The organism is Rhizobium sp. UBA1881 (genome assembly GCF_002338015.1).
Taxonomy (GTDB): domain Bacteria; phylum Pseudomonadota; class Alphaproteobacteria; order Rhizobiales; family Rhizobiaceae; genus Rhizobium.
This window is the reverse complement of the sequence record NZ_DDHH01000088.1, coordinates 50036-73961: the sequence shown is the minus strand read 5'-3', so window position 1 is coordinate 73961 and position 23926 is coordinate 50036. Positions and strand designations below refer to the sequence as shown.

The 23926-nt window shown below is 59.6% G+C and carries 25 protein-coding genes; 8 read left to right on the top strand and 17 right to left on the bottom strand.

Translation table 11 applies throughout. The features are described 5' to 3' along the window. The 7 genes from B3605_RS10820 to B3605_RS10790 all read right to left on the bottom strand — a co-directional run. On the bottom strand, window positions 1-205 hold a 205-nt coding region (locus B3605_RS10820; RefSeq protein WP_296433799.1), incomplete at its 3' end, for a tryptophan synthase subunit alpha. A gap of 3 nt (window positions 206-208) precedes the next feature. Then, a complete protein-coding gene (gene trpB / locus B3605_RS10815; protein ID WP_112942606.1) occupies window positions 209-1429 on the bottom strand; it encodes a tryptophan synthase subunit beta in 1221 nt (406 codons plus the stop codon). 2 nt (window positions 1430-1431) lie between these two features. Further along, window positions 1432-2100 (bottom strand): phosphoribosylanthranilate isomerase, encoded by a 669-nt coding sequence (locus B3605_RS10810; protein WP_112942607.1) that lies wholly within the window; start codon window positions 2098-2100, stop codon window positions 1432-1434. An 88-nt stretch (window positions 2101-2188) separates the two neighbouring features. Then, window positions 2189-2950 carry a M48 family metallopeptidase gene (locus B3605_RS10805; RefSeq protein WP_112942653.1) on the bottom strand — a complete coding sequence of 254 codons (762 nt, stop codon included), beginning with the start codon at window positions 2948-2950 and terminating at the stop codon, window positions 2189-2191. Between the two features lie 88 nt (window positions 2951-3038). Further along, window positions 3039-3473 (bottom strand): DUF2852 domain-containing protein, encoded by a 435-nt coding sequence (locus tag B3605_RS10800; protein ID WP_112942608.1) that lies wholly within the window; start codon window positions 3471-3473, stop codon window positions 3039-3041. Between the two features lie 145 nt (window positions 3474-3618). Further along, window positions 3619-4896, bottom strand: coding sequence for a polyhydroxyalkanoate depolymerase (locus B3605_RS10795; protein WP_112942654.1), 1278 nt, complete (start codon window positions 4894-4896; stop codon window positions 3619-3621). A gap of 204 nt (window positions 4897-5100) precedes the next feature. Further along, a complete protein-coding gene (locus tag B3605_RS10790; protein WP_112942609.1) occupies window positions 5101-5943 on the bottom strand; it encodes a fumarylacetoacetate hydrolase family protein in 843 nt (280 codons plus the stop codon). A gap of 238 nt (window positions 5944-6181) precedes the next feature. Between B3605_RS10790 and B3605_RS10785 the strand changes: the two genes are divergently transcribed. Then, window positions 6182-6775 carry a nitroreductase family protein gene (locus B3605_RS10785; protein ID WP_112942610.1) on the top strand — a complete coding sequence of 198 codons (594 nt, stop codon included), beginning with the start codon at window positions 6182-6184 and terminating at the stop codon, window positions 6773-6775. Window positions 6776-6842: 67 nt separating this feature from the next. Here B3605_RS10785 and gyrB read toward each other — a convergent pair whose 3' ends face one another. The 5 genes from gyrB to B3605_RS10760 form a co-directional block, all read right to left on the bottom strand. Further along, window positions 6843-9278, bottom strand: coding sequence for a DNA topoisomerase (ATP-hydrolyzing) subunit B (gene gyrB, locus B3605_RS10780; RefSeq protein ID WP_018901129.1), 2436 nt, complete (start codon window positions 9276-9278; stop codon window positions 6843-6845). A 133-nt stretch (window positions 9279-9411) separates the two neighbouring features. Next, window positions 9412-9789 carry a helix-turn-helix domain-containing protein gene (locus B3605_RS10775; RefSeq protein WP_018901128.1) on the bottom strand — a complete coding sequence of 126 codons (378 nt, stop codon included), beginning with the start codon at window positions 9787-9789 and terminating at the stop codon, window positions 9412-9414. Beyond that, window positions 9786-10364: a Smr/MutS family protein gene (locus B3605_RS10770; protein ID WP_112942611.1), complete on the bottom strand. Its 579-nt coding sequence runs from the start codon at window positions 10362-10364 to the stop codon at window positions 9786-9788. Before B3605_RS10770 ends, B3605_RS10775 begins: the two co-directional genes overlap by 4 nt. Next, window positions 10364-11482 carry a murein transglycosylase A gene (locus B3605_RS10765; RefSeq protein WP_112942612.1) on the bottom strand — a complete coding sequence of 373 codons (1119 nt, stop codon included), beginning with the start codon at window positions 11480-11482 and terminating at the stop codon, window positions 10364-10366. The genes B3605_RS10770 and B3605_RS10765 overlap by 1 nt, the downstream gene beginning before the upstream one ends. Continuing rightward, window positions 11475-12179: a Tim44/TimA family putative adaptor protein gene (locus B3605_RS10760; RefSeq protein ID WP_112942613.1), complete on the bottom strand. Its 705-nt coding sequence runs from the start codon at window positions 12177-12179 to the stop codon at window positions 11475-11477. Before B3605_RS10760 ends, B3605_RS10765 begins: the two co-directional genes overlap by 8 nt. 126 nt (window positions 12180-12305) lie before the next feature. Here B3605_RS10760 and B3605_RS10755 point away from each other — a divergent pair, with 126 nt between their 5' ends. Both B3605_RS10755 and secB read left to right on the top strand, forming a co-directional pair. Then, on the top strand, window positions 12306-12806 hold the full coding sequence (locus tag B3605_RS10755) for an FxsA family protein (protein ID WP_112973941.1): 501 nt from the start codon (window positions 12306-12308) through the stop codon (window positions 12804-12806). Between the two features lie 95 nt (window positions 12807-12901). After that, window positions 12902-13378 carry a protein-export chaperone SecB gene (secB, locus tag B3605_RS10750; protein WP_018901123.1) on the top strand — a complete coding sequence of 159 codons (477 nt, stop codon included), beginning with the start codon at window positions 12902-12904 and terminating at the stop codon, window positions 13376-13378. Between the two features lie 48 nt (window positions 13379-13426). Here secB and dnaQ read toward each other — a convergent pair whose 3' ends face one another. The 5 genes from dnaQ to B3605_RS10725 are packed head-to-tail and all read right to left on the bottom strand — an operon-like array spanning window position 13427 to window position 17049. After that, window positions 13427-14140, bottom strand: a complete 714-nt coding sequence (gene dnaQ / locus B3605_RS10745) for a DNA polymerase III subunit epsilon (RefSeq protein ID WP_112942615.1) — start codon at window positions 14138-14140, stop codon at window positions 13427-13429. Further along, window positions 14133-14744: a dephospho-CoA kinase gene (gene coaE, locus B3605_RS10740; protein ID WP_112942616.1), complete on the bottom strand. Its 612-nt coding sequence runs from the start codon at window positions 14742-14744 to the stop codon at window positions 14133-14135. Before coaE ends, dnaQ begins: the two co-directional genes overlap by 8 nt. Further along, on the bottom strand, window positions 14744-15601 hold the full coding sequence (locus tag B3605_RS10735; RefSeq protein WP_112942617.1) for a shikimate dehydrogenase: 858 nt from the start codon (window positions 15599-15601) through the stop codon (window positions 14744-14746). The genes coaE and B3605_RS10735 overlap by 1 nt, the downstream gene beginning before the upstream one ends. Then, window positions 15594-16193, bottom strand: coding sequence for a Maf-like protein (locus B3605_RS10730; RefSeq protein ID WP_112942618.1), 600 nt, complete (start codon window positions 16191-16193; stop codon window positions 15594-15596). Before B3605_RS10730 ends, B3605_RS10735 begins: the two co-directional genes overlap by 8 nt. 34 nt (window positions 16194-16227) lie before the next feature. Beyond that, the gene (locus B3605_RS10725; RefSeq protein ID WP_112942619.1) at window positions 16228-17049 is read right to left on the bottom strand and encodes a pyruvate, water dikinase regulatory protein; all 822 of its coding nucleotides are present in this window, start codon (window positions 17047-17049) and stop codon (window positions 16228-16230) included. A gap of 402 nt (window positions 17050-17451) precedes the next feature. On the opposite strand from B3605_RS10725, the gene hemE reads away from it, so the two are divergent. The 5 genes from hemE to mnmG all read left to right on the top strand — a co-directional run bounded on the left by hemE (window position 17452) and on the right by mnmG (window position 23911). Next, window positions 17452-18486 (top strand): uroporphyrinogen decarboxylase, encoded by a 1035-nt coding sequence (gene hemE, locus B3605_RS10720; RefSeq protein WP_112942620.1) that lies wholly within the window; start codon window positions 17452-17454, stop codon window positions 18484-18486. Window positions 18487-18488: 2 nt separating this feature from the next. Then, window positions 18489-19025 carry a protoporphyrinogen oxidase HemJ gene (gene hemJ / locus B3605_RS10715; RefSeq protein WP_018901116.1) on the top strand — a complete coding sequence of 179 codons (537 nt, stop codon included), beginning with the start codon at window positions 18489-18491 and terminating at the stop codon, window positions 19023-19025. 194 nt (window positions 19026-19219) lie between these two features. Continuing rightward, on the top strand, window positions 19220-20485 hold the full coding sequence (rho, locus tag B3605_RS10710; protein WP_018901115.1) for a transcription termination factor Rho: 1266 nt from the start codon (window positions 19220-19222) through the stop codon (window positions 20483-20485). A 143-nt stretch (window positions 20486-20628) separates the two neighbouring features. After that, complete coding sequence (gene mnmE, locus B3605_RS10705; protein WP_296433779.1) at window positions 20629-21942, top strand: tRNA uridine-5-carboxymethylaminomethyl(34) synthesis GTPase MnmE; 1314 nt, start codon at window positions 20629-20631, stop codon at window positions 21940-21942. Window positions 21943-22048: 106 nt separating this feature from the next. Continuing rightward, window positions 22049-23911, top strand: a complete 1863-nt coding sequence (gene mnmG / locus B3605_RS10700) for a tRNA uridine-5-carboxymethylaminomethyl(34) synthesis enzyme MnmG (RefSeq protein ID WP_112942622.1) — start codon at window positions 22049-22051, stop codon at window positions 23909-23911. Window positions 23912-23926: the final 15 nt, after the last annotated feature.

The following is a 23926-nucleotide window of genomic DNA, read 5'->3' as shown; positions in this document are numbered from 1 at the left end:
GGGCCATCTGGATCGCCGGGCCATCGGCCATCGGATCGGAAAAGGGCATGCCGAGCTCGATGATATCGGAGCCCGCTTCGGGCAGCGCCTTCATGATGCCGAGCGACGTGTCGTAATCGGGATCACCGCCCATGAAATAGGTGACCAGCGCCGGGCGGCCTTCTGCCTTCAGAGCGGCAAAGCGTTTGTCCATACGTGTGGTCATGACTTATGCACCCATTCCCAGAATCTTGCCGACGGTGAAGATGTCCTTGTCGCCACGACCGGACAGGTTCATCAGGATGATCTCGTCCTTACCCATCTTCGGCGCGCGCTTGATGACTTCGGCCAGCGCATGCGAGGGCTCGAGCGCCGGGATGATACCTTCAAGGCGCGTCAGCGTCTGGAAGGCTTCGAGCGCTTCGTGGTCCATGATCGGCACGTATTCGACGCGGCCGATATCGTTCAGATAGGAGTGCTCAGGGCCGATACCGGGATAATCGAGACCGGCCGAAATCGAGTGGCCTTCCTTGATCTGGCCGTCGCGATCTTGCAGCAGATAGGTGCGGTTGCCGTGAAGAACGCCCGGCGAGCCCGCGGTGATCGAGGCGCAATGCTCGTCGCCCTGAAGGCCCTTGCCGCCGGCTTCGACGCCGACGATCTTGACGCTGGCGTCATCGAGGAAGGAATGGAAAATGCCGATCGCATTCGAGCCGCCACCGACGGCCGCAACGACGAGATCAGGCAGGCGGCCTTCGGCTTCGAGCATCTGCTCCTTGGCTTCCGCGCCGATCACGGCCTGAAAATCGCGGACCATCTCGGGATAGGGATGCGGGCCGGCGGCCGTTCCGATCAGGTAATAGGTGTCGTCGACATTGGTGACCCAGTCGCGCAGCGCCTCGTTCATAGCATCCTTGAGCGTGCCGTGGCCAGCGGTGACCGGCTTCACTTCGGCGCCCAGGAGCTTCATGCGGAACACGTTCGGCGCCTGACGCTCGACATCGGTCGCGCCCATGTAGACGACGCAGGGGAGACCGAAGCGCGCGGCGACGGTTGCCGAGGCAACGCCGTGCTGGCCGGCACCGGTTTCCGCGATGATGCGGGTCTTGCCCATGCGCTTGGCAAGCAGGATCTGGCCGATGCAGTTGTTGATCTTGTGCGAGCCGGTGTGGTTCAGCTCTTCACGCTTGAAATAGATCTTGGCGCCACCGAGTTCGGCGGTCAGGCGCTCGGCGAAATAGAGCGGGCTCGGGCGGCCGATATAATGCGTGCCGAGATGCTTCAACTCCGCCTGGAATTCCGGATCGGTCTTGGCCTTGTCCCACTCGTCCTGCAGCTCCAGGATCAGCGGCATCAGCGTTTCGGCGACAAAGCGGCCGCCGTAAATGCCGAAGCGGCCATCCTCATCGGGACCGGAGCGGAATGAATTGGGTTTTGGGGTCTCGTTCACTATCAACTCCCTGAGGCCATTTCAGGCCGGCAAGCCTGCTCGACCGCATCGAAAAACTCATCAATCAGTGCGACGCTTTTCACGCCGGGCGCGCTTTCCAGGCCTGAGGACGCATCGAGCCCCGGCGCCTTGGTGATGGCAAGCGCTTCGGCGATGTTGTCCTTGTTCAGGCCACCGGAAAGCATGTAATCCACGGTGCCGTCAAGCCAGCTGAGCAGCGTCCAGTCAAAGGACACGCCATTGCCGCCGGGCAATTCCGATCCCTTCGGCGGCTTCGCATCGAAGAGGAAACGATCAGCGATACCAATATAGGCCTCGACGCGCTTCAGATCATCGGCGGTGCGGATCGAAAACGCCTTCATAACGGGCAAAGCGTACACGGCCTTTATGGTCAAAACGCGCTCGGGGCTCTCGTCACCGTGAAGCTGAAGAATATCCGGCCTCAACGTGGCGACGATCTCGTCGAGATCATCATTGGTCGGATTGACCACCACGGCAACGATCTTGGCGCGGCCGCGCACCCGGTCAGCCAACTCGGCGGCATCATCGGGCTCGATATAGCGCGGGCTCTTTTCGAAGAAGATGAAGCCGATATGGGTCGCGCCGCGCGTCACCGCGCGATCGATCGCTTCGGCCGTTTTCAGGCCGCAGATTTTGATATCCGGTTTCATGGCAGCGAAGTGACACGAAAAAGGCCGTGAGTCGAGCCAATTCCGAGTGCTGCGATATTTTGAACCGTGGTTTGTTGGCGGGGGCTTATCAGTCGAAGTCGATCGCGTGCAGCAGGCTGCCGTGCCGCTTTAGCCAGGATTTCGCATCTTCCATGCCAGGGCAGAGCTTCTTGCACAGCGCCCAGAAGTGGGGACCGTGGTTCATCTCCTTGAGATGGGCGACTTCGTGGGCGGCGAGATAATCGACGACGGAGGGCGGCGCCATGATGATCCGCCAGGAGAAGCTGAGGTTTCCCTCGGCCGAGCAGGAGCCCCAGCGGCTGCGCGTATCCTTCATCGAGATCGACTTGATCGGCGCCCGGATCGAATGCGCATGGAACTTTGCGAGCCGCTCCAGATCGGCCCGCGCTTCCTTCTTGAGGAATGTCGCGATGCGACGGCCGAGATGCTCCGGCATGCCGCTCACCCGCAGCACCGGCTTGCCATCGATGACGGTCGCCTCGGTCAGTCCGCGCAGGCTGCCCGTGTGCTGGATGCGATGGGACACGCCGCGAAACAGGATCGTGCCGCCATCGTGAAGGCCTGTGTCGGTCGAGAATTTCGCGAGCTTGGTCATGAGCCAGCCCTGGTGCCGGTCGAGGAAGGCATCGACATCGCGTCGCGCCAGACCGCTCGGGATCGTCATCTTCAGGGCGCGGCCGCCGGGCTCGATGCGCAGCGTGATGCGGGTTGCGCGCTCGTGCTGCTTGATCGTCAGCGGCATCAGCCGTCCGGCAACGTCGAGCGTGCGCGTCTCCGGCGGAGCCGGTTTGCGGACACTGCGTCGTGGCTTGGACAAGAGCGGGAACATCGGCATTTTCTATATGATTCGTCGCAATTCCGGTCAAAGAAAAACCGGCACCTGATGGTGCCGGCTGATGTTTTGATGCCGATCGCGGTTACGGCGCCTGATATTCGGCGACCGGACCGTTGTCGTCTCGCCTGGTGTTCTTGCGATCGCGCATGTAGCGGTCGAACTCGTCCTGGTCCTTGGCGCGGCGGAGCTCGCGCACATAGGTTTCGAAGTCCTCGCGCATTTCATCGAGCTTGCGGCGTTCTTCCTCGAGCCTGTCGAGCTCGGCCTTGCGCCAATCGTCGAAGGCGACATTGCCCGTGGTGAAGTGCGGGCGATAGCGGCCATGCGAACGTCGGCAGCCGGCGAAGAATCCATCGGCGGCACTATTGGCGTCGCGCTTGAAGCCGCGCAGACGCTCCCCGAAGATGATGTAGGCGAGCATGGCGAGACCCAGAGGCCAGAAAACCACGAAGCCGAGGATCATCAGGGCAATGGTAGCCGGAGTCCAATCCGGGCGAAGCAATGCTGACTGGTTCATCGTGCGGTATCCTCGCATTTTCGCGCCCGGCGAAATGCCGAACGCTGGAAATCGATGTGGTTACCGTTTGACACCGCTTCAAGACGATTTCCGCTCAAATCGGACAAGGCCTTGAAAGCGCAACGCTAATTCAGATGATGCTAAATCAGGTTGATTTGCCGCCCTTGATCACGCGCTTGACCGCCGGTTTTCCGGCGCGGCCATGCTCGCGGACGAAGTTGATAATGCGTGGCGCGATCTCGCGGCGGAAACGCGAGCCGTTGAAGACGCCGTAGTGGCCGACATCCGGCTGCAGGTAGTGCATGCGCATGTGGTCGGGGATGTTGGTACAAATGGTCTGCGCGGCTTTCGTCTGTCCGACGCCGGAGATGTCGTCGTTCTCGCCCTCGACGGTCAGAAGGGCCACGTTGCGGATCGCCGTGGGGTCGACCAGCTTGCCGCGATGCTCAAGTTCGCCCTTCGGAAGCGCGTGCTTGATGAAGACCTGATCGACGGTCTGCAGATAGAACTCGGCGGTCAGATCCATGACGGCGAGATATTCGTCGTAGAAGTCGCGATGCTTCTCGGCGGGCTCGCCATCGTTCTTCACCAAGTGCATGAAGAACTCTTTATGGGCGACAAGATGCCGGTCGAGGTTCATCGACATGAAGCCGGAGAGCTGCAGGAAGCCAGGATAGACCGGCCGCATGAAGCCCGGCTGCGGCCAGGGAACGTTCATGATCACGTTTTCGGCGAACCATTCCAGCGGCTTGTCCTTGGCCAGCTGGTTGACGGCGGTCGGGTTGATGCGGGTGTCGATCGGGCCGCCCATCAGCGTCATCGACGCCGGCGCCAGCGGATCGTTGGCCTCTTCCATGACGGCTGCGGCAGCGAGCACCGGCACGGAAGGCTGACAGACCGCGATCACGTGCGTGTCCGGTCCGAGGAAGTGCAGCATCTCGATGACGTAGTCGACATAGTCGTTGAAATCGAAGGTCCCGTCGGTCATCGGCACCATGCGGGCGTCGATCCAATCGGTGATGTAGATATCCGCGCTCGGCAGCAGTGCCTCGACCGTGCCGCGCAGCAGCGTCGCATAGTGCCCGGACATCGGGGCGACGATCAGGATGCGGGGGTCAGGAGCGTGAGCGGCCGGCAGATTGCGCGAGAAATGCAGCAGATTGCAGAAGGGCCGCGCCCAGACGACCTCTTCTCGAACCGCAACCTTCTTGTCGCCGACGACGGTCTCGGGCAGATCGAAGGACGGCTTGCCGTAGCGGCGCGTCGTGCGCTCGAACATCTCGAGCGCGGCGGCCATCGTCCGGCCCCAGGGGGTTTGGGACAGCGGATTGAGCGGGTTGGCATAGGCAAGCCGCATGATATCGGCCACGGCGCGGTAAGGCGCCATTGCGGCATGATTCATTTCATAAAGCTGGTAAAACATGAGATGCATCACCTTTCTTTCATCTGGAAGATGACGCCTGCTGAAAGGCATCGGACTCTTTCCAACGATGTGCTGGCATCTCAACGCACAGTAACAGGTTTTTGTTGCACAGCAACATGAGCGATCCGCACCGCAATAAAGAAATGCCGGGGATCCTCTCCCCGGCATGATGCTGCGCTCAAATGCTTAACACTCGCCAAACGCCTAGAGATCGGCCTGAAACGTCTGCTTCTGCGTGCCGAGACCTTCGATGCCGAGTTCGACAACATCGCCGGCCCGCAGGAAACGCGGCGGCTTCATGCCCATGCCGACGCCAGGAGGGGTGCCAGTCGAGATCACGTCGCCCGGATGCAGCGACATGAATTGGCTGAGATAGGAAACGACGAAGGCGACGCCATAGACCATGGTCTTCGACGAGCCGTTCTGCATGGTTTCGCCATTGACCTTGAGCCACATGCCGAGGTTCTGCGGATCGGGGATCTCGTCCTTGGTCACCAGCCATGGGCCGATCGGGCCGAAGGTGTCGCAGGACTTGCCCTTCGTCCATTGTCCGGCGCGCTCCGTCTGGAAGGCGCGCTCGGAGACGTCGTGCGAGACACAGTAGCCCGCGACGTAGTCGAGAGCGTCGGCTTCGCTGACATATTTCGCGGTCTTGCCGATGACGACGCCAAGCTCGACTTCCCAATCGGTCTTTTCGGAGCCGCGCGGGATGAGAACATTGTCATTCGGGCCGACGATGGCCGAGGTGGCCTTCATGAAGATGACGGGCTCGGGCGGCACCGCGGCGCCGGTTTCGGCGGCGTGGTCGGAGAAGTTGAGGCCGATGCAGATGAACTTGCCGGTGCCGGCAACGCAGGCGCCGATGCGACCGGGCTGAAGCTCGGGGAGGGTTTTGGGATCGAGCGCCGCAAGCTTGGCCAGACCTTCCGGCGAAATCGCGGCGCCCGCGATATCGGATACATGGCCGGACAGATCCCTGATCTTGCCGTCGGCATCCAGCATTGCCGGCTTTTCCTGGCCGATCTCTCCAACGCGCATGAGCTTCATCGAATATCCTCCTCAGCGTGAGCCATGTTTCCATCACCTATGAACGAATTATTCACGGGTGTCATTACGGCTTTTCGTGCGAGCGGTACGCTCGTTTAAAAGTCCGGCAAAAATCCGGGCAATGGGCCACTGTCTTTCCGGCGCGTGGTGCCCACATATCTTGACGGACGCATAAGAGTGACAAGACTGCGTTTGCCGAGGAGACCCCGGCACGGCGCCACCAACCATCGGAAAGATCATGACAAAGAGCAACAGCCGCGAATCCCAATACCCGATCGAGCCGATCTTTCTCGACCGCTGGTCGCCCCGCGCCTTTACCGGCGAGATCATTGATGAGGCCAACCTGCTAACCGTGCTGGACGCCGCGCATTGGGCGCCCTCCTCCGCCAACCAGCAGCCGTGGCGCTTCATCTACACGCTGAAGGGCTCCGACGACTGGGACAAATTCGTATCGCTTCTGGTCGATTCCAATCAGGAATGGGCGAAGAATGCGTCTGCACTGATCTTCGTCGTGTCGAAGGGGTTCAGCGGCGACTTTTCCGAGGGGCGCAAGAGCTATACGCACTCCTTCGATGCCGGCACCGCCTGGGGCTATCTGGCGCTGCAGGCCAAGCTCTCCGGCTTTTATGCACACGGTATGGGCGGCATCAAGCATGACGAAATCCGCGACACATTCGCCATTCCGGACGGCTACCGCGTGGAAGCAGGAATTGCGTTCGGGCGCCTTGCCGACAAGAGCGTGCTTTCGGAGCGCAACCAGGAGCGTGAATTCCCCAGCCAGCGCAAGCCGCTCGCCGAAGTCGCCTTCAAAGGTAAATTCGTAGCCGGATAATGGCGCAACAAAAAACGGCCCCGCGGCTGGTGAGCCGCAGGGCCGTTTTTCGATAAATACATCTCGATCAGATGTCGAGATTGGCGACGTTGAGCGCGTTTTCCTGGATGAATTCGCGGCGCGGCTCGACCTCATCACCCATGAGGCGGGCGAAGAGGCCATCCGCATCCGTGGCGTCGCTGACGCGCACCTGCAGCAGAGAGCGAACGTTCGGATCGAGCGTGGTTTCCCAAAGCTGCTCGGCGTTCATTTCGCCAAGGCCCTTGTAGCGCTGCATGGTCAAGCCCTTGCGGCCGCTTGCGAAAACGGCTTCCAGCAGTTCGCGTGCACCCGACAGTTCCAGGTTACCGTCGCGACGCGTCAGCTTCGGCGGCGTCTGGTAGATTTCCTTCAGGCGAGACGACATCTGGTCGATCAGGCGGGCATCCTGCGAGCCGATCAACGCCATGTCGAGAACCACGACCTCCTTGACGCCACGAACCATGCGCTCGAGACGCAGGCCGCCTTCGCTCGTCAGGCCGCCTTCCCAGCCACGCTCGGTTTCCTCGGCGATGACGTCGAGGCGACGTGCGACTTCGGCCACCAGTTCCTGGGCACGGGCGCCATCGCTGATCGCTTCGGCGTTGAGCGCGCCGGCGATGGCTGCCTGTTCGACGACCGCGCGATTGTAGCGCGAATGTAGGTTATCAAGCAGCGCGCGCAGGCGAAGCGCATCGACGATGACTTCGCGCAGATCCTGACCGACGCGGACTTCGCCGCTGCCGAGCGTCAGCGCTGCATCATCCAGACCCTGGGCGATGAGGTATTCCTCGAGCGCCTTTTCGTCCTTCAGATACTGGATCGACTTGCCGCGCGACACCTTATAGAGCGGCGGCTGGGCGATGTAGATATGGCCGCGCTCGATCAATTCCGGCATCTGGCGGAAGAAGAAGGTCAAGAGCAGCGTTCTGATGTGGGCGCCGTCGACGTCAGCGTCCGTCATGATGATGATCTTATGATAGCGCAGCTTGTCGGCGTTGAATTCGTCCTTGCCGATACCGGCGCCGAGCGCGGTGATCAGCGTGCCGATTTCCTGGCTCGACAGCATCTTGTCGAAGCGCGCGCGCTCGACGTTCAGAATCTTACCGCGCAGCGGCAGGATGGCCTGGTTTTCGCGCGAGCGACCCTGCTTGGCCGAACCGCCTGCCGAGTCACCCTCGACGAGGAAGACTTCGGATTTGGACGGATCGCGCTCGGAGCAATCGGCGAGCTTGCCGGGAAGCGAGGCGATATCGAGCGCACCCTTGCGGCGCGTCAGTTCGCGCGCCTTGCGAGCGGCTTCGCGGGCGGCGGCGGCTTCGACCACCTTGCCGACGAGGATCTTGGCGTCGGCCGGATGTTCTTCCAGCCAGGTGCTGAGCGCTTCGCTGACGAGATTTTCAACGACCGGGCGAACTTCTGATGAAACGAGCTTGTCCTTGGTCTGCGACGAGAACTTCGGGTCCGGCACCTTGACCGAGAGAACAGCCGTCAGGCCTTCGCGGCAGTCGTCACCCGTCAGAGAAACCTTCTCCTTCTTGGTGATACCCGAGGTGTCGGCATAAGAGGTAATCTGGCGGGTCAGCGCGGCGCGGAAGCCGGCCATATGGGTGCCGCCATCGCGCTGCGGGATGTTGTTGGTGAAGCAGAGCACGTTCTCGTGGTAGCTATCGTTCCACCACATCGCGACTTCGACGGTGATCCCATCCTTGTCACCGCGAATGGCGACCGGGCGTTCGACCAGCGGCTTCTTGGCGCGATCGAGGTAGGAGACGAAGGCTTCGAGGCCGCCATCATAGAGCAGCTCTTCCTGGCGCACGTCGGAATGACGCTTGTCGGTCAGGAGAATGCGGACACCGGAATTGAGGAAGGCAAGTTCGCGCAGGCGGTGTTCGAGCGTGTTGAAATCGAACTCGATCATCGTGAAGGTTTCGGAGCTCGGCATGAAGCTGACTTCGGTGCCGGTCAGGCCACCGGAATCGCCGGTTTCCTTGAGCGGGGCATCCGACACGCCGTGCGTGAAGCTCATCTCGTGGATCTTGCCTTGGCGGCGGATCTTCAGCTTCAGCCAAACCGACAGCGCGTTGACGACGGAAACGCCGACGCCGTGCAGGCCACCGGAGACCTTGTAGGAATTCTGGTCGAACTTACCACCGGCGTGCAACTGGGTCATGATGACTTCGGCAGCCGAAATGCCTTCGCCGCTGTGAATGTCCGTCGGAATGCCGCGGCCGTTATCGGTGACGGTGACCGAACCATCGGCATTGAGCGTGACGGTGACGATGTCAGCATGACCGGCGAGCGCCTCGTCGATGGCGTTGTCGACGACTTCGTAGACCATGTGATGCAGGCCGGAGCCGTCATCGGTATCACCGATATACATGCCGGGGCGCTTGCGCACGGCGTCAAGACCTTTCAGGACCTTGATCGAGTCTGCGCCATACTCGGTGCTAACGCCGTTTTCCGTCGCGGGTGTATCGGTCATATTGTCGAGAATTCCCTGTTGTCGATGCCGTGGTGACACGCGGGCGAATCACCGGCCTTAATCACGTTGAATATAGGGTTTTTGCATGAAGTTCCCAATGCCAGCGGTCGCCAAGAGCGCATAAAACAGGGGATTATGACCGTTTTCCGTCGGCGTTTTCAGCATTTTCGAGAACCTCCGACAGTTTTGCCAGGGTCGCCTCATCCAGATGGCGAATAGACCCCGCCAAACGGTTGGCGAAGGTGGTGTATTCGGCCGCCAAACCTGACGTATCGATGACAATTCGCGGATCGGAAAAGCGCGCGATCAGGAAGAGATCGTCGGCCTCATCCCAGATGATGTTGAAGTAGCCGGCGATGCGCTGAAGAAGATCGAACGTCGGGACGCCGCGCTTTCCATGCTCGAGTGCCGAGAGATAGGCGGGAGAGACGTTCAAGGCCTCGGCCATCTGCTTCTGCGACACGCCCTTGCGCTCTCTCAGCTTGCGGATCGCTTCCCCGAATGGCGTCATAGCCGATCGCCCACGCGACGAGACAAGCGGATGTAGAGCGCGCCCTCGCCGCCATGATGCTGCGCCGCCGCCTCGTAAGACGAGATGAGATAGCGAAATTCGGGCTTGGAGAACCACATCGGCACGGCACGCTTCAACGCACCGTCGCTGCCGAGCGAACTGCCCTTGCCGGTGATGACGAGGACATGGCGCATGCCGCGATCGTGGGCCCGCATCAGGAATTCGAGCAGCATGATGTGGGCTTCGCTTTGAACGAGGCCATGGAGATCGATGCGCGCCTCGAGCGCGAGGCGGCCCTTGGCGATCTTGCGCTTCACCGGGCGCTCCAGTGGGTGGTGGATGCCACCCGCAGGCTTCGGTGCCGCTGAAGGTTCCGGCTGCTCGCTAGCGCCTGCGACCGATTTTGGTGCGGTAGCGGTTTTCAGGTTGGCGGCGTCCGCTTCTTTTTCGGCCTCCACCAGGAAAGCATCGAGCTCGTTCATTGCCCCGGCGTTGCCGGGCATGGGGCACGTGCTGCGCGCGACCTTGCCCCAAAGGATGCGTTCATCGGCGCTGAGCATGCGATCCTTCGCCATCACGCAAACCTCACGGCGGCTTTGTTCGGGATCAGGATCGCGAAATCGGCGTCATCGCGCACGGTGCCGGCAAGCTCGCCGGCAGCGTCGCCGGAGCCGGTGAAGATATCGCCTCGCGCCGGGCCAACGATGGCCGAGCCGGTGTCGAGCGCCAGCATCAGACGCTGGAAGGGCTTTCCATTCTGCAGGTGCAGCAGGCTTTGCGAGTGGATGTAGAACGGAAAGCCGAAGGTATGAATCAGGCGATCGACGGCAAGCGACCGTCCCGCGATGAGCGGCACCTTGGCAGCCGCGATCGGGCCGGCATGCGCGTTGTCGATCTCGACCTCGCGGAAGAAAATGTAGGACCGGTTGTGCGCAAGAATGTCATCGACACGGTCGGGGTTGACCGCCAGCCAATGCCGGATCGATTGCATCGAGATGTTCGCCCGGTCGATCTCGCCAAAATCGATCAGCAGTTTGCCGATCGCCGAAAACGGATGGCCGGCCTTCGCCGCATAGGTGATCCGCCCCGTGCGTCCATCGGGATAGCGCAGGCGTGCGGCACCCTGGACATGCACGAAGAAGACGTCGACCTTGGATTTTGCCCAGCAAATCTCCAGCCCCTGCCCTTCCAGCGCCCCTTTGTCGATGGCGGCGCGGTCGAGATAGGGCTTGATCGATCCCTCATGCAGGCGGCCGAACATATAGCTCGGATCCATCGCGGCGGGACGGTTGTGATCGTCGAGGTCGATCAGGTCATCGGGGCGACGGTAGAATGGGAAGCGGTACTCATCGTCGGGAATATCTGAGACGGTTATCTCGGGCTCGTAAAAGGCGGTGACGAAACCGGGTTGGCCGTCGATCCGGCTGATCCTGAAGGGCCGACAGTGTGCTTCGAAGAAGGCGCGCGCCTCGCTCGCCGATGTTGGTCGTACATCGCGCGCGGCCTGCAACAGGTCGAGGAGATCGGCGCTGGTCAGGCCCAACGATCCGGCGCGGTAGGGTTTGGTTTGCTCGATATGCCGCAGACAGGCTTTCATAGCCTCGAAAAGGCTGGAGGGATCATCATCCCGCCAGCCTTCCAGATCGTCAAAGCCTATCGCCTCGAGGGCAAAGCCTCGTTCATCATCACTCATGTTCCGATTCGGTGGCCACGAGTTTCCAGTTCGGATCGCGCGAGCGGGTATCGCGTGCGAATGTCCAGAGGTCGTTGATCTCGGCCACGGTTTCCGCATCACCGTCAACAAGGACGTCGGCCTTGTCGTAGGTGGCGGAAATCATCTGGCTGATGATACGCAAGGTGATCTGCGCTTCGCTGCCACTGACCTCGACATTCTTGATCTCGGCCTTGTCGATGCCGACGAAGGTGGACTTGACCTTCTCGCCCTTGCTTTCGCGATCGGCGATCGCCGCATCGAAGCCTTCGTAGACTTCCTTGGACAGCAAATTCTTGAGCGTCTTGCGATCGCCGTCGGCAAAGGCCATCACGATCATTTCATAAGCCATGCGGGCGCCGTTGACGAATTCCTTCGGGTTGAAGGAAGGATCGGCCTTGTTCATCTCCCGCAGCGATTCATTGAGCGGCGTGCCGGCCGGTGCGAAGGCGTCGATTGCCGCGAAGCGGTCTTCTTCCTCGCTTGCCGCATCGCGGCGCGGCAGGGTGACGACCTTTCCGGCATCCGGCGTCTCGGGACCGGCGGCATCGCGCGGCGTGTAGAGATCGCGTGGCGGCTTCTCATTTCCCGTGCGTCGACCAAGGACGTTGCGCAGCTGCAAAAATATCAGCACCGCCGCCACGAGAAAAAACAAAGTGATGAAGTCGTTTGAACCCATATCCCGCCGCAATCTGTTAACATCTAGAATTTGTATACCCATATAGTCTGCATATACAGATGATTCAAATGGGTCCGGTACGTTGGGCCGATTTCAATGGAGACCGGTGAGAACCGGAGAGAAATAATGCGCCTTACAATGCTGCCTGGTTTTCTGCTGCTCATGCCTTTGGCCGAGATCGCGGGCTTCGTGATTGTCGGCAAGGCGATCGGCCTTTGGGCGACGCTCGGACTTGTCATGCTGAGTTTCGTGGCCGGCATGATGCTGTTGCGCCGGCAGGGTATCGGCATCCTGCAGCGGATGTCGATGGAAGGACGCGCCGGCGCTGTGCCCGGCCGCGAGCTGCTGCGGCCGGCAATGTTCGTGATCGCTGCCCTGCTCCTGATCATTCCAGGCTTCATCAGCGATATCGTCGCGCTGCTCATCTTCATCCCCGCGGTGCGGGATCTCGCGTGGAATTATGTGAGCCGTCGTTTCGTGGTGGTGGGTGCATCCGGGCCATCCCGCACTTCGGCGCACTCGCCTTATCGAGACAACAACGCAACCGTCGTCGATCTGGATGCAGACGATTATCAGCGCGACCCGAACGGCAAGTCGCCATGGTCCGGCAAAAGCCTAGGCGAATGAGGCCCTTGCTAGATTAGCGCTGGCTGGCCTAGGGTTGTAACGACATCGTCGAAATGATAGATGCGGCGAAATCCAATGCCCTCGAGGAAAAGCCAATGGACAGCGAAAACAGCAATAACGGCGCAACGAGCCCGAGCCTTACCATTCTAGCACAGTACACCAAGGACCTTTCCTTCGAGAATCCTGGTGCACCGCGTTCGCTGCAGGCCCGCGACAAGGCACCTGCCATCAACATTAATGTCAACGTCAACGCCAATCCGCTTTCCGACACGGACTTCGACGTCGTTCTTTCCTTGAACGCCGAAGCCAAGGAAGGCGACAAGACGGTATTCCACACGGAGCTGGTCTACGGCGGCGTTTTCCGGATCGCCGGCTTCCCGCAGGAACACATGCTGCCGGTTCTCTTCATCGAGTGCCCGCGCATGCTCTTCCCGTTCGCACGTCAGATCATTGCCGACGTCACCCGCAACGGCGGCTTCCCGCCGCTGATGATCGATCCGATTGATTTCTCGCAGATGTTTGCCCAGCGCGTTGCCGAAGAGCAAGCCCGCGCAAAGGTTCAGGCGAACTAATTCCTGATCAAATGACCACCGAGATGCCCGGGCCAGCGCCCGGGCATTTTAGTTTGGGCGATCGTATTTGGCCCAGATGCCCTTCTGGCCGAGCTTGGCAATCAGCGCGTCGTGCTGCTCGGCTTCGGTTTCGCTGAGGCGCGGTTCAAGCGGTCGCGGCCGCTCCAGCGCGACCAGGACAATGTCGTCATCGCTGTCGTTGCGTTCCGAGGCGCCGTTGTTCTGCGCGACGCCGAGACCAAGCGCCGTCTGGCGACCGCCGATCATCTCGATATAGACTTCGGCAAGCAGTTCAGAGTCGAGCAAGGCGCCGTGCTTGGCGCGATGGGAGTTATCAATCCCATAGCGACGGCAGAGCGCATCAAGCGAGTTCGGGCCCATCGGATTCTTGCGCCGGGCCATCGACAATGTATCGATCACATTTTCGGGAGAGATCGGCGGCAGCGATAGCCGCGCCAGCTCGGCATTGATGAAGCCCATGTCGAAGGTGGCGTTATGGGCGATCCACTTGCCTTCGCCGAAGAAGTCGAGAATCTCCTGCACTACTGCCGCGAAAGGCTGCTTGTCCTTCAGGAACTCGTCGGTGATCCCATGGACGGCGAGCGCGTCCGGATGGACCTTCTGGTCACCGGGATTGATATAGATGTGCAGCGTCTTTCCCGTCGGAAAGTGATTGAAGAGTTCAATGCCGCCGATTTCGATGATGCGATCGGTGCGGTTATCAAGCCCGGTGGTTTCCGTATCGAAAATGATTTCACGCATTCGGGAAATCTCCGTTCGCTATCCGCTGTTTCAGGTCCGCGATGATCGAGCCGACCTGCTCCCTCGCCTGATCGATGCCGTGACCGGTATCGATCACGTAATCCGCGCGCCGGCGCTTTTCAGCATCGGGTGTCTGGCGCGAGAGAATCATATTGAATTTCTCTTCCGTCATGTTCGGACGCGCAAGTACCCGCTGGCGCTGAATCTGTGGATCACAGCTGACGACGACGATGACATCGACGCGATCCGCGCCGCCGCTCTCGAAAAGTAGCGGTATGTCGAGAAGGACCATGGGTGTGCCCTGCCCGCGTTGTTCGTCGAGAAACATCGCCTCGCGTTCGCGGACAAGAGGATGAACGATCTGCTCCAGCTGCTTGAAACCTTCGGGGCGCAACGCAAGCTGCCGGCCCAACTCCTGGCGATCAACCGTGCCGTTTTCAACCGAGCCTGGAAAAGCCGCATCGATGAACGGTGCCGCGGCGCCGGCATAAAGATCATGGACGACGGCGTCGGCATCATTGACCGGCAGACCAGCATCGGCAAACAGCTTTGCCGTGGTCGACTTGCCCATCCCGATCGAGCCGGTCAGTCCGATTTTCAGCATCAATGCTTTTCCATATCCGCGATGATCAGAGCGCGAAGCGTCTCATCGACGACGGGGCGCTTGCCAAACCACTTCTCGAAACCGGGCACCGCCTGGTGCAGTAGCATACCCAAACCATCGACCGTCGCGAAACCCTGTTCCTCAGCCTGCGCGAGAATGGGCGTCTTCAGCGGTACGTAGACGATGTCGGTCACAACGGCGCCCGACTGCAAAGGCGAGAAATCGATATCGGGTGCGATCTCACCTTCCATCCCCAGCGACGTGGTGTTGATAAAGAGGCCCGCGCCTTTCATCACTTCGGAAAGAGCCGCCATCGGATGCGGATGCACGGCTGCTCCAAAGCGATCCGCGAGCTCGACCGCGCGGGCGACGGTACGGTTGACGAGGTGGATCTCCTTGATGCCGCGATCGCGAACGGCCTGGATGACGGCACGGCTGGCGCCGCCGGCGCCGAGGATGACCGCCGATTGCACCTTGTCCCAGCCGGGATGGCGTTCATCAAGATTTGCGGTGAAGCCGCGGCCATCGGTATTCGTGGCCTTCAGCTTGCCGTCCTCGAGCCAGAGCGTGTTGGACGCGCCAAGCTCGCGCGAGAGATCATCCGGCTCGTCAGCCAGCTTGAACGCTATTTCTTTATGCGGGATCGTCACATTGCCGCCGACAAAACCCGAGGCGCCTGATTTCAGGGATTGGATGAAAGCCGGAAAATCATCCGGCGCGACTTCATGAGTACGGTAACTTCCGTCGAGCGACAGCGACTTCAGCCAATATCCATGGATGATCGGCGAGCGCGAATGCTTGACGGGAAAGCCGGTGACGAAGGCGCGCGGGCCGATTGTTTCACGTGAATCATCCATCGATCGCACCCAATTCTCTCAGTTTTTCCAGGAGCGGCAGCATCGGCAGCCCCAAAATGGTGAAGTAGTCGCCATCGATTTTCGAGAAGAGCTGCAGTCCCTCCCCTTCCAGCTGATAGGCGCCGACGCTGCTCAAGGCGCGTTCGCCGACCCGCTTCAGGTGTCGTTCGATGAAATCATCGGTGAGCGGGCGCATCGTCAGTTCAGCGCGCGAGACATGCTCCCAGATGATGTCGCCGTTATAGGCGAGCGCGACCGCACTGTTCAGCCTGTGGGTCTGCGCGGATAGCGCAGTGAGATGAGCGGCCGCATCTTCCATGCTCTTCGGCTTATGAAACGTGCGCTGCCCCAGCGACATGGTTTGATCGGAACCGATCACGATTGCGCCCGGCGAGCGATCACTCACCTCCCTGGCTTTGGCCTTGGCAAGGAGCAGCGCGATCGCATCTGGGGTTGCGCCATCCCGTTCGAGCGGTGCTTCGATGGCGCGCTCATCGACCTTGGCCGGATGGGCTTCGAAGGGCAGGCCGGCGTTTTCCATCAACATGCGACGGAAGGGGCTGGAGGAAGCGAGTATGAGTTTCGGTATCATCTGTGCTCTCGGCGCGGTTGGCTAGGGGCAGCGCTTAGCGCAGCTTGGGACGCAGGGCAACGATTGCCGCCGCGGTCTCCTCGATAGAACGGCGGGTGACATCGATGAGCGGCCAGTTGTGGCGGGCGCAAAGCGAGCGGGCATATTTCAGCTCTTCGGATATCGCGGCGCGATCCGTGTAGTCGCCGCGATCAAAGCCGGGTGTCGCGCCGAGGTCGCGATTTTCGCGGACCTGGGAGATGCGATCGGTTGTGGCGATCAGGCAGACGATGAGCGGCTTGGTCGCTTCGAAGAGACTTTCCGGCAGGGGAACGCCATAGACGATCGGGATGTTGGCGGTCTTGATGCCACGATTGGCGAGATAGATGCTGGTCGGCGTCTTCGACGTGCGGCTGATCCCGATGATGACGACGTCGGCGTCATTATAATCATCCGGCATCTGGCCGTCGTCGTGATCCATCGTGAAGTTCAGCGCTTCGATGCGCGCGAAGTATCCGGCGTTCATGACATGCTGGGCGCCGACCCTGCGGCGCGACGGTGCACCGAGGTAGATCTGAAACGCATTGAGAACGGGCTCGAGCACATTGACAGAGGCGACGCCCATCTCGCGACAACGCTCGTCGATCAGCGTGGCGAGCTCGCGATCCACAATCGTGTAGAGCACGATGCCCGGCTCACCATCGATCGCCTGCAAGACGGTCAGCAGCTGCTTGCGATTGCGGATCAGCGGATAGACATGCTCGATCGGCTGCGCCGACTTGAATTGCGCCGATGCCGCGCGGCCGGCCGAAATCAGCGTTTCGCCCGTCGAGTCAGAAATGAGATGCAGATGGAAGAAGTTCGTACGGTTCTCCACGCTATTTTCCGCTGCCTGTTGAAAACACTGGATGACGGAGAGCTACGAGACGCGCTGGGGGTTAGGCAAGGGAAAACATGCCTGGTTTTCCACATTTCGGATTCTTTGGAGGCCAAACAAGATGGCCTGTTGGTTTTGTGGAAAGTTTGCGGCTGTTCGTTAGATAGCCACAGCTTGTCCACAGCTTATGGAATTTCCTTGGAAGCTATATCTCATTGAAATTGTATCGAATTTTGTCCCCGTCCTGTTTCTGACATCGTATCGCGCGATTTTCTTCCCGAGCGGCCAGCGAAACAGTGACAATTGGTATCGGACGTGGATGGATTTTAATCCTTGATAGTCACCGACTCTAAGAAATAGAAACCTTATAAATATCTTTGATTTTTTATAGGGAAGAAGCGCTTGAGTGAAATGTGCCGGAAGATCATGCGGGTTCTGGACGGGGAAACATTAAACCCTCCCCCCATCTGGCTGATGCGGCAGGCAGGACGATACCTGCCGGAGTATCGAGAGGTACGAGCCAAGGCTGGAAGCTTCCTCGATCTCTGTTACACCCCGGATCACGCAGTCGAGGTCACGCTGCAGCCGATCCGGCGCTATGGCTTTGACGCTGCCATTCTCTTCTCCGACATCCTCGTCATTCCCGATGCGATGAAGCGCAATGTGCGTTTCACCGAGGGTCACGGACCGGAGATGGATCCGATCGACGTCGATGGCATCGATGGTCTGGATGGCAGCAGCGTAATGCAGCATCTGGAACCGGTGCTGGAGACCGTTCGACGTCTCCGGAGTGATCTGCCAACGGAAACCACCCTGCTTGGCTTCTGTGGCGCTCCCTGGACGGTTGCGACCTATATGATCGCCGGCCATGGTACCCCCGACCAGGCCCCTGCCCGTCTGTTTGCCTATCGGCATCCGAAGGCTTTCGAAAAGCTGCTGATGTTGCTGGCGGATGTTTCGGCTGATTATCTCGTCGCGCAGATCGATGCCGGCGCCGACGCCGTGCAGATTTTCGATTCCTGGGCGGGCGTGCTCGGCGAGCGTGAGTTCGAAGCATTTGCGGTGAAACCTGTGGCGCGGATGATCACCTCGATCAAGGCGCGCCGCCCCAATGCCAAGATCATCGCTTTCGCGAAGGGCGCCGGCTATCTCTTGAAGACCTATCGCCAGAAGACGAAGGCGGATGCGATCGGCCTTGATTGGTCTGTCCCGCTCGACTTCGCGGCCGAGCTGCAGAAGGATGGGCCAGTGCAGGGCAACCTCGATCCGATGAGAATGGTTGCCGGCGGGGCGGCACTTGAGGAGGGTATCGACGATGTCCTGCAGCGATTGGGCAATGGTCCCCTGATCTTCAACCTCGGGCATGGAATTACGCCCCAGGCCGATCCCGAAAATGTTCGGCTGCTCGTCGAGCGTGTTCGCGGCGGAAGGATTTGACCATGGAACGCCAGATTGACGAGAGGCCGGGTTCCTATGCGCGCCGTCGCGCTTTTATCGCTATCGCCTTCTTCGTGGCGCTGGCGGTCGGTCTCTTCGTCTGGAATCCCGATACGCTCTATCTCTGGATCAAGGCGCTTCACATCATCGCGGTGATCTCGTGGATGGCCGGGCTGTTCTACATGCCGAGACTGTTCATCTACCACACGGATGCCGAGCCCGGCTCGGTGCAGTCGGAAACCTTCAAGGTCATGGAACGGCGCCTGCTGAAGGTGATCATGAACCCGGCGATGATGCTGACTTGGATTTTCGGGCTGTATCTGTCGTGGTCGGTCTATGGCTTCCAGGGCGGATGGCTGCACGCCAAGATCGGGCTCGTCGTTCTCTTGACCGGCGTGCATGTGTTTTTCAGCCGCGCAGCGAAGGCATTCGAGCGTGACGAGAACCGGCGTTCGGCGCGCTACTGGCGCTTCATGAACGAGGCGCCGACCGTTTTGATGATCGCGATCGTCATACTTGTCGTCGTCAAGCCATTTTGACGCAGCCGGCTGGCGGGTTAAATTTGCTTCATTTTAAGCAGCCCCCTTGCGGCGGGGGAGCTGACTCGCTATTTTCCGTCCACCTCATCCTTGTGGCATGTATGTAAAGTTCGATCGTCTGCGGGTTCCCCGCAGGACCGGTTACTGTCTCGACATCGCCTTTCCCCTCAAAATTATAGAGTAATGGACACTTCATGTCTGAAATGAAGCTTCAGGAACTTAAGAGTAAATCCCCGACCGATCTTCTGGCATTCGCCGAATCGCTCGAGGTCGAGAATGCCAGCACGATGCGCAAGCAGGAGCTGATGTTCGCAATACTCAAGGTTCTTGCCAGCCAGGACGTCGAAATTATCGGCGAAGGCGTGGTCGAAGTTCTGCAGGACGGCTTCGGCTTCCTGCGTTCCGCCAACGCCAACTATCTCCCCGGCCCCGATGACATCTACATCTCCCCCTCGCAGATTCGCCGCTTCTCGTTGAAGACTGGCGATACGGTTGAAGGCCCCATCCGCGGACCGAAGGAAGGCGAGCGCTATTTCGCTCTGCTGAAGGTCAACACGATCAACTTCGACGATCCTGAAAAGATCCGTCACAAGGTTCACTTCGACAACCTGACGCCGCTCTATCCGAACGAGCGCTTCAAGATGGAACTCGAGATCCCCACCAACAAGGATCTCTCGTCGCGCGTGATCGATCTGGTCGCGCCGCTTGGTAAGGGCCAGCGCGGTCTGATCGTCGCGCCGCCGCGCACGGGTAAGACGGTTCTCCTGCAGAACATTGCGCACTCGATCACCGCCAATCACCCGGAATGCTATCTCATTGTTCTTCTGATCGACGAGCGTCCTGAAGAAGTGACGGACATGCAGCGTTCGGTGAAGGGCGAAGTCGTTTCCTCGACCTTCGACGAGCCGGCAACCCGCCACGTCCAGGTCGCCGAGATGGTCATCGAGAAGGCAAAGCGTCTTGTCGAACATGGTCGCGACGTTGTGATCCTTCTCGATTCGATCACCCGCCTCGGCCGCGCTTACAACACGGTTGTTCCCTCTTCCGGTAAGGTTCTGACCGGTGGTGTCGACGCCAACGCGCTGCAGCGCCCGAAGCGCTTCTTCGGCGCTGCGCGTAACATCGAAGAAGGCGGTTCGCTGACCATTATCGCGACCGCGCTGATCGATACGGGTAGCCGTATGGACGAAGTCATCTTCGAAGAATTCAAGGGTACCGGTAACTCGGAAATCGTTCTCGACCGCAAGGTCGCCGACAAGCGCATCTTCCCGTCAATGGACATTCTCAAGTCCGGCACGCGTAAGGAAGACCTGCTTGTTCCACGCCAGGATCTGCAGAAGATCTTTGTTCTCCGCCGTATCCTGGCGCCGATGGGCACGACCGATGCGATCGAGTTCCTCATCGACAAGCTGAAGCAGACGAAGAGCAATTCGGATTTCTTCGAATCGATGAACACCTGATTTATCCTTAGCCGGATTCTATCATCCAAAGCCGGCCGCTATCTTGGCCGGCTTTTTTGTTTCTATATGCCTGATTGTCTGGTCGCTCCTCTTTTCTGAGCGAGAACAGATCGATTCGGTATCGTACCAATTGGAGTGTGTCCGTGGCGGAATTCACCGAGACAATCTATGCGCTCTCCAGCGGCGCCGTTCCGGCCGGCTTGGCCGTGATCCGCATAAGCGGCCCAAAGGTCGAAGATGTCGTTCGCAGCATGGTTTCAGGCACCGTCCCTGCTCGCACAACATCTTTACGAACGATTCGAACCCGTAACGGTGATGTGCTCGACAATGGGCTTGTGCTGTTCTTTCCAGGTCCAAACTCCTTCACTGGTGAAGATGTCGTCGAATTTCATCTGCACGGCGGCCGCGCTGTCGTCAGTGCTGTCTATCGGGAGCTAAGCGCGTTTGACGGGATGCGGCAGGCCCTAGCTGGCGAGTTCTCCCGACGTGCTTTCGAAAATGGCAAGCTTGACCTGCTGGAAATCGAGGGTCTTGCGGACTTGATTTCCGCAGAGACGGAGATGCAGCGCCGCCTCGCCCTTGAGCAGAGCTCCGGCGGGCTCTCGTTGATCTATGAAGCTTGGGCGAAGCGGCTGACGCGCGGTCGCGCGCTGATCGAGGCCGAACTGGATTTCCCTGATGAAGACGATGTTCCAGGCTCGGTGTCAGACCAAGTCTGGTCGGATATGACCGAGCTTGCGAAAGAGATACGTCAACATCTTGGCATGGCAAAGACCGGCGAGATCATCAGAGACGGGTTCAAGGTTGTTATCGCCGGCTTGCCGAATGCGGGGAAGTCGAGCCTGATGAATGCGCTTGTTCGTCGCGACATTGCGATTGTCACGGATATCGCCGGAACGACACGTGATGTGCTTTCGACGGATCTCGATATCGATGGATTTCTGGTCAAGCTTTACGACACCGCCGGCTTACGGGAGACTGAGGAGGTGGTTGAGCGCGAAGGTATTCGTCGTGCACGCACTGCGATGGATGCCGCCGATCTCGTCATCTATATAGAAGACATGTCGGTTCCGTCAGAGAATGACCGCGTCCCCTCGTCCGCACTTCGTGTTGGAACGAAGGCGGACTTGCCCGGCGTGTCATCGAAGCCATACGATGTAAGGATTTCGGTGGAAACCGGCGCGGGCTTGGATGAACTGCGTCAGACGATCGGAGATCGGTTGCGCGAGATGGTACCACCGCATTCGCTGGCTATACCTACTCGCACGCGCCACAACGATTCGTTAGCGGAATGTATTGCGGCTATCGAACGGGCCGTCGCTAACGATCATGTTGACCTGGATATTAGAGCGGAAGAGCTCCGCATGGCCGGTGCCGCGCTTGGCCGCATTACTGGCCGGGTTGATGTCGAGAATCTGCTCGACATTATCTTCGGTGAATTCTGCATCGGCAAATGATTCACGTGAAACACTGCGACGACGCTGAAAAACGTGGTTTCACGTGAAACATCTTGACTCCCTGGGCGGCTTGCCGCATCACCGATGCGATCTCAGGAGCATTGCTATGAATACCTCACGGTTCGATGTCATCGTCATTGGCGGCGGGCACGCTGGATGCGAAGCTGCTTCCGCGGCTGCGCGCGCTGGCGCCAAGACCGCGCTTGTGACGCATAAGCGCGAGACCATCGGCGTCATGTCCTGCAACCCGGCAATTGGCGGCCTTGGTAAGGGTCATCTGGTTCGCGAGATCGATGCAATGGACGGGCTGATGGGACGCGTGGCTGATGCCGGCGGCATCCAGTTCCGTATGCTCAATCGGAAGAAGGGGCCGGCCGTGCGCGGCCCTCGCACGCAGGCAGATCGAAAGCTTTACCGCCAGGCGATGCATGCGGAGATTTCCGCCATCCCCAATCTGACTATTGTCGAGGGCGATGCCTTTGATTTGTCGATCAAGGATGGGCGTGTATCGGGTGTCATCATGAAAGATAGCCGGATTCTTGATGCTGGTGCCGTGGTCTTGACGACCGGCACTTTCCTGCGCGGCCTTATACATATCGGTGATAAGAAGATCCCGGCCGGCCGTGTCGGCGAAGAGCCATCGATGGGTCTGTCCAAGACACTTTTGGGAATGGGATTGCAGCTCGGTCGACTAAAGACTGGTACCCCTGCCCGGTTGGATGGGAAGACCATCGACTGGGCGGGCGTTGGCCGGCAGGGCGCCGATGATGACGCCGTCCCCTTCTCCTTTATGACTGACCATATTTCCAACCCGCAGATCGATTGCGGCGTTACGCGTACAACGGAAGCGACGCATCGGATAATCGTCGACAATCTGAAGCGCTCGGCCATGTATTCTGGTCAGATTGAAGGTGTTGGTCCACGGTATTGCCCGTCGATCGAGGACAAGCTGGTTAAGTTTGGCGAGCGAGATGGTCACCAGGTGTTTCTTGAGCCCGAGGGTCTCGATGACGACACGGTCTATCCGAACGGCATATCGACATCACTTCCCGCCGAAGTCCAAGATGCGTTCATTCGAACGATACCCGGTCTTGAGCAAGTCGCCATTCTCCAGCCGGGCTACGCGATTGAGTATGACCACGTCGACCCGCGGGAGCTCAAACCCTCGCTCGAGGTGAGGAAGCAACCAGGCTTGTTCCTGGCCGGGCAGATCAACGGCACGACAGGATATGAAGAGGCGGCGGCTCAGGGTTTGGTCGCCGGACTTAATGCGGCTCGGCTGGCTGGGCAGCAAGACGCGTTGCGCTTCAGCCGTACTGACTCCTACATTGGTGTCATGATCGACGACCTGACGTCGCGCGGCGTGGCCGAACCCTATCGGATGTTTACATCGAGAGCGGAGTACCGTCTTTCGCTCCGTGCAGACAATGCCGATGTTCGCCTGACCCCGCTTGCTATCTCATTGGGAATTGCATCCCGCGGCCGTGCCGATCGATTTGAGCAATATGCAGCGGCGATCGAAGCGGGTCGCGCAATTTTGACGTCGCTCTCGATCACACCAACAGAGGCAAGGCGGTTTGGCCTTAAGCTTAACCTCGATGGTCAGAGGCGAACGGCTTATGAGTTGCTGGCGTTCCCTGACTTCGATCTTGAGACGCTTCGGCCGGTGTGGCCCGAGTTGAGCGCGATCGATTTGAAGGCGGGCGCCGCCCTTGAGATCGAGGCTAACTATGCGGTCTATATGGATCGGCAACAAGCCGACGTGGCGCATATCAAGCGGGATGAAGAGCGGTTTATCCCGGCGGATTTTGATTTCGACCGCTTGTCCGGTCTATCCAACGAGCTTAAGCAGAAGTTGGCGAAGGCTCGCCCTTATGACGTCGCGCAGGCTTCGCGAATTGATGGGATGACTCCGGCGGCGATTTCGCTCCTGCTCGTGCATTTGCGACGCGGCGAGGTCGCTGCATAGACTGCAACCTACACT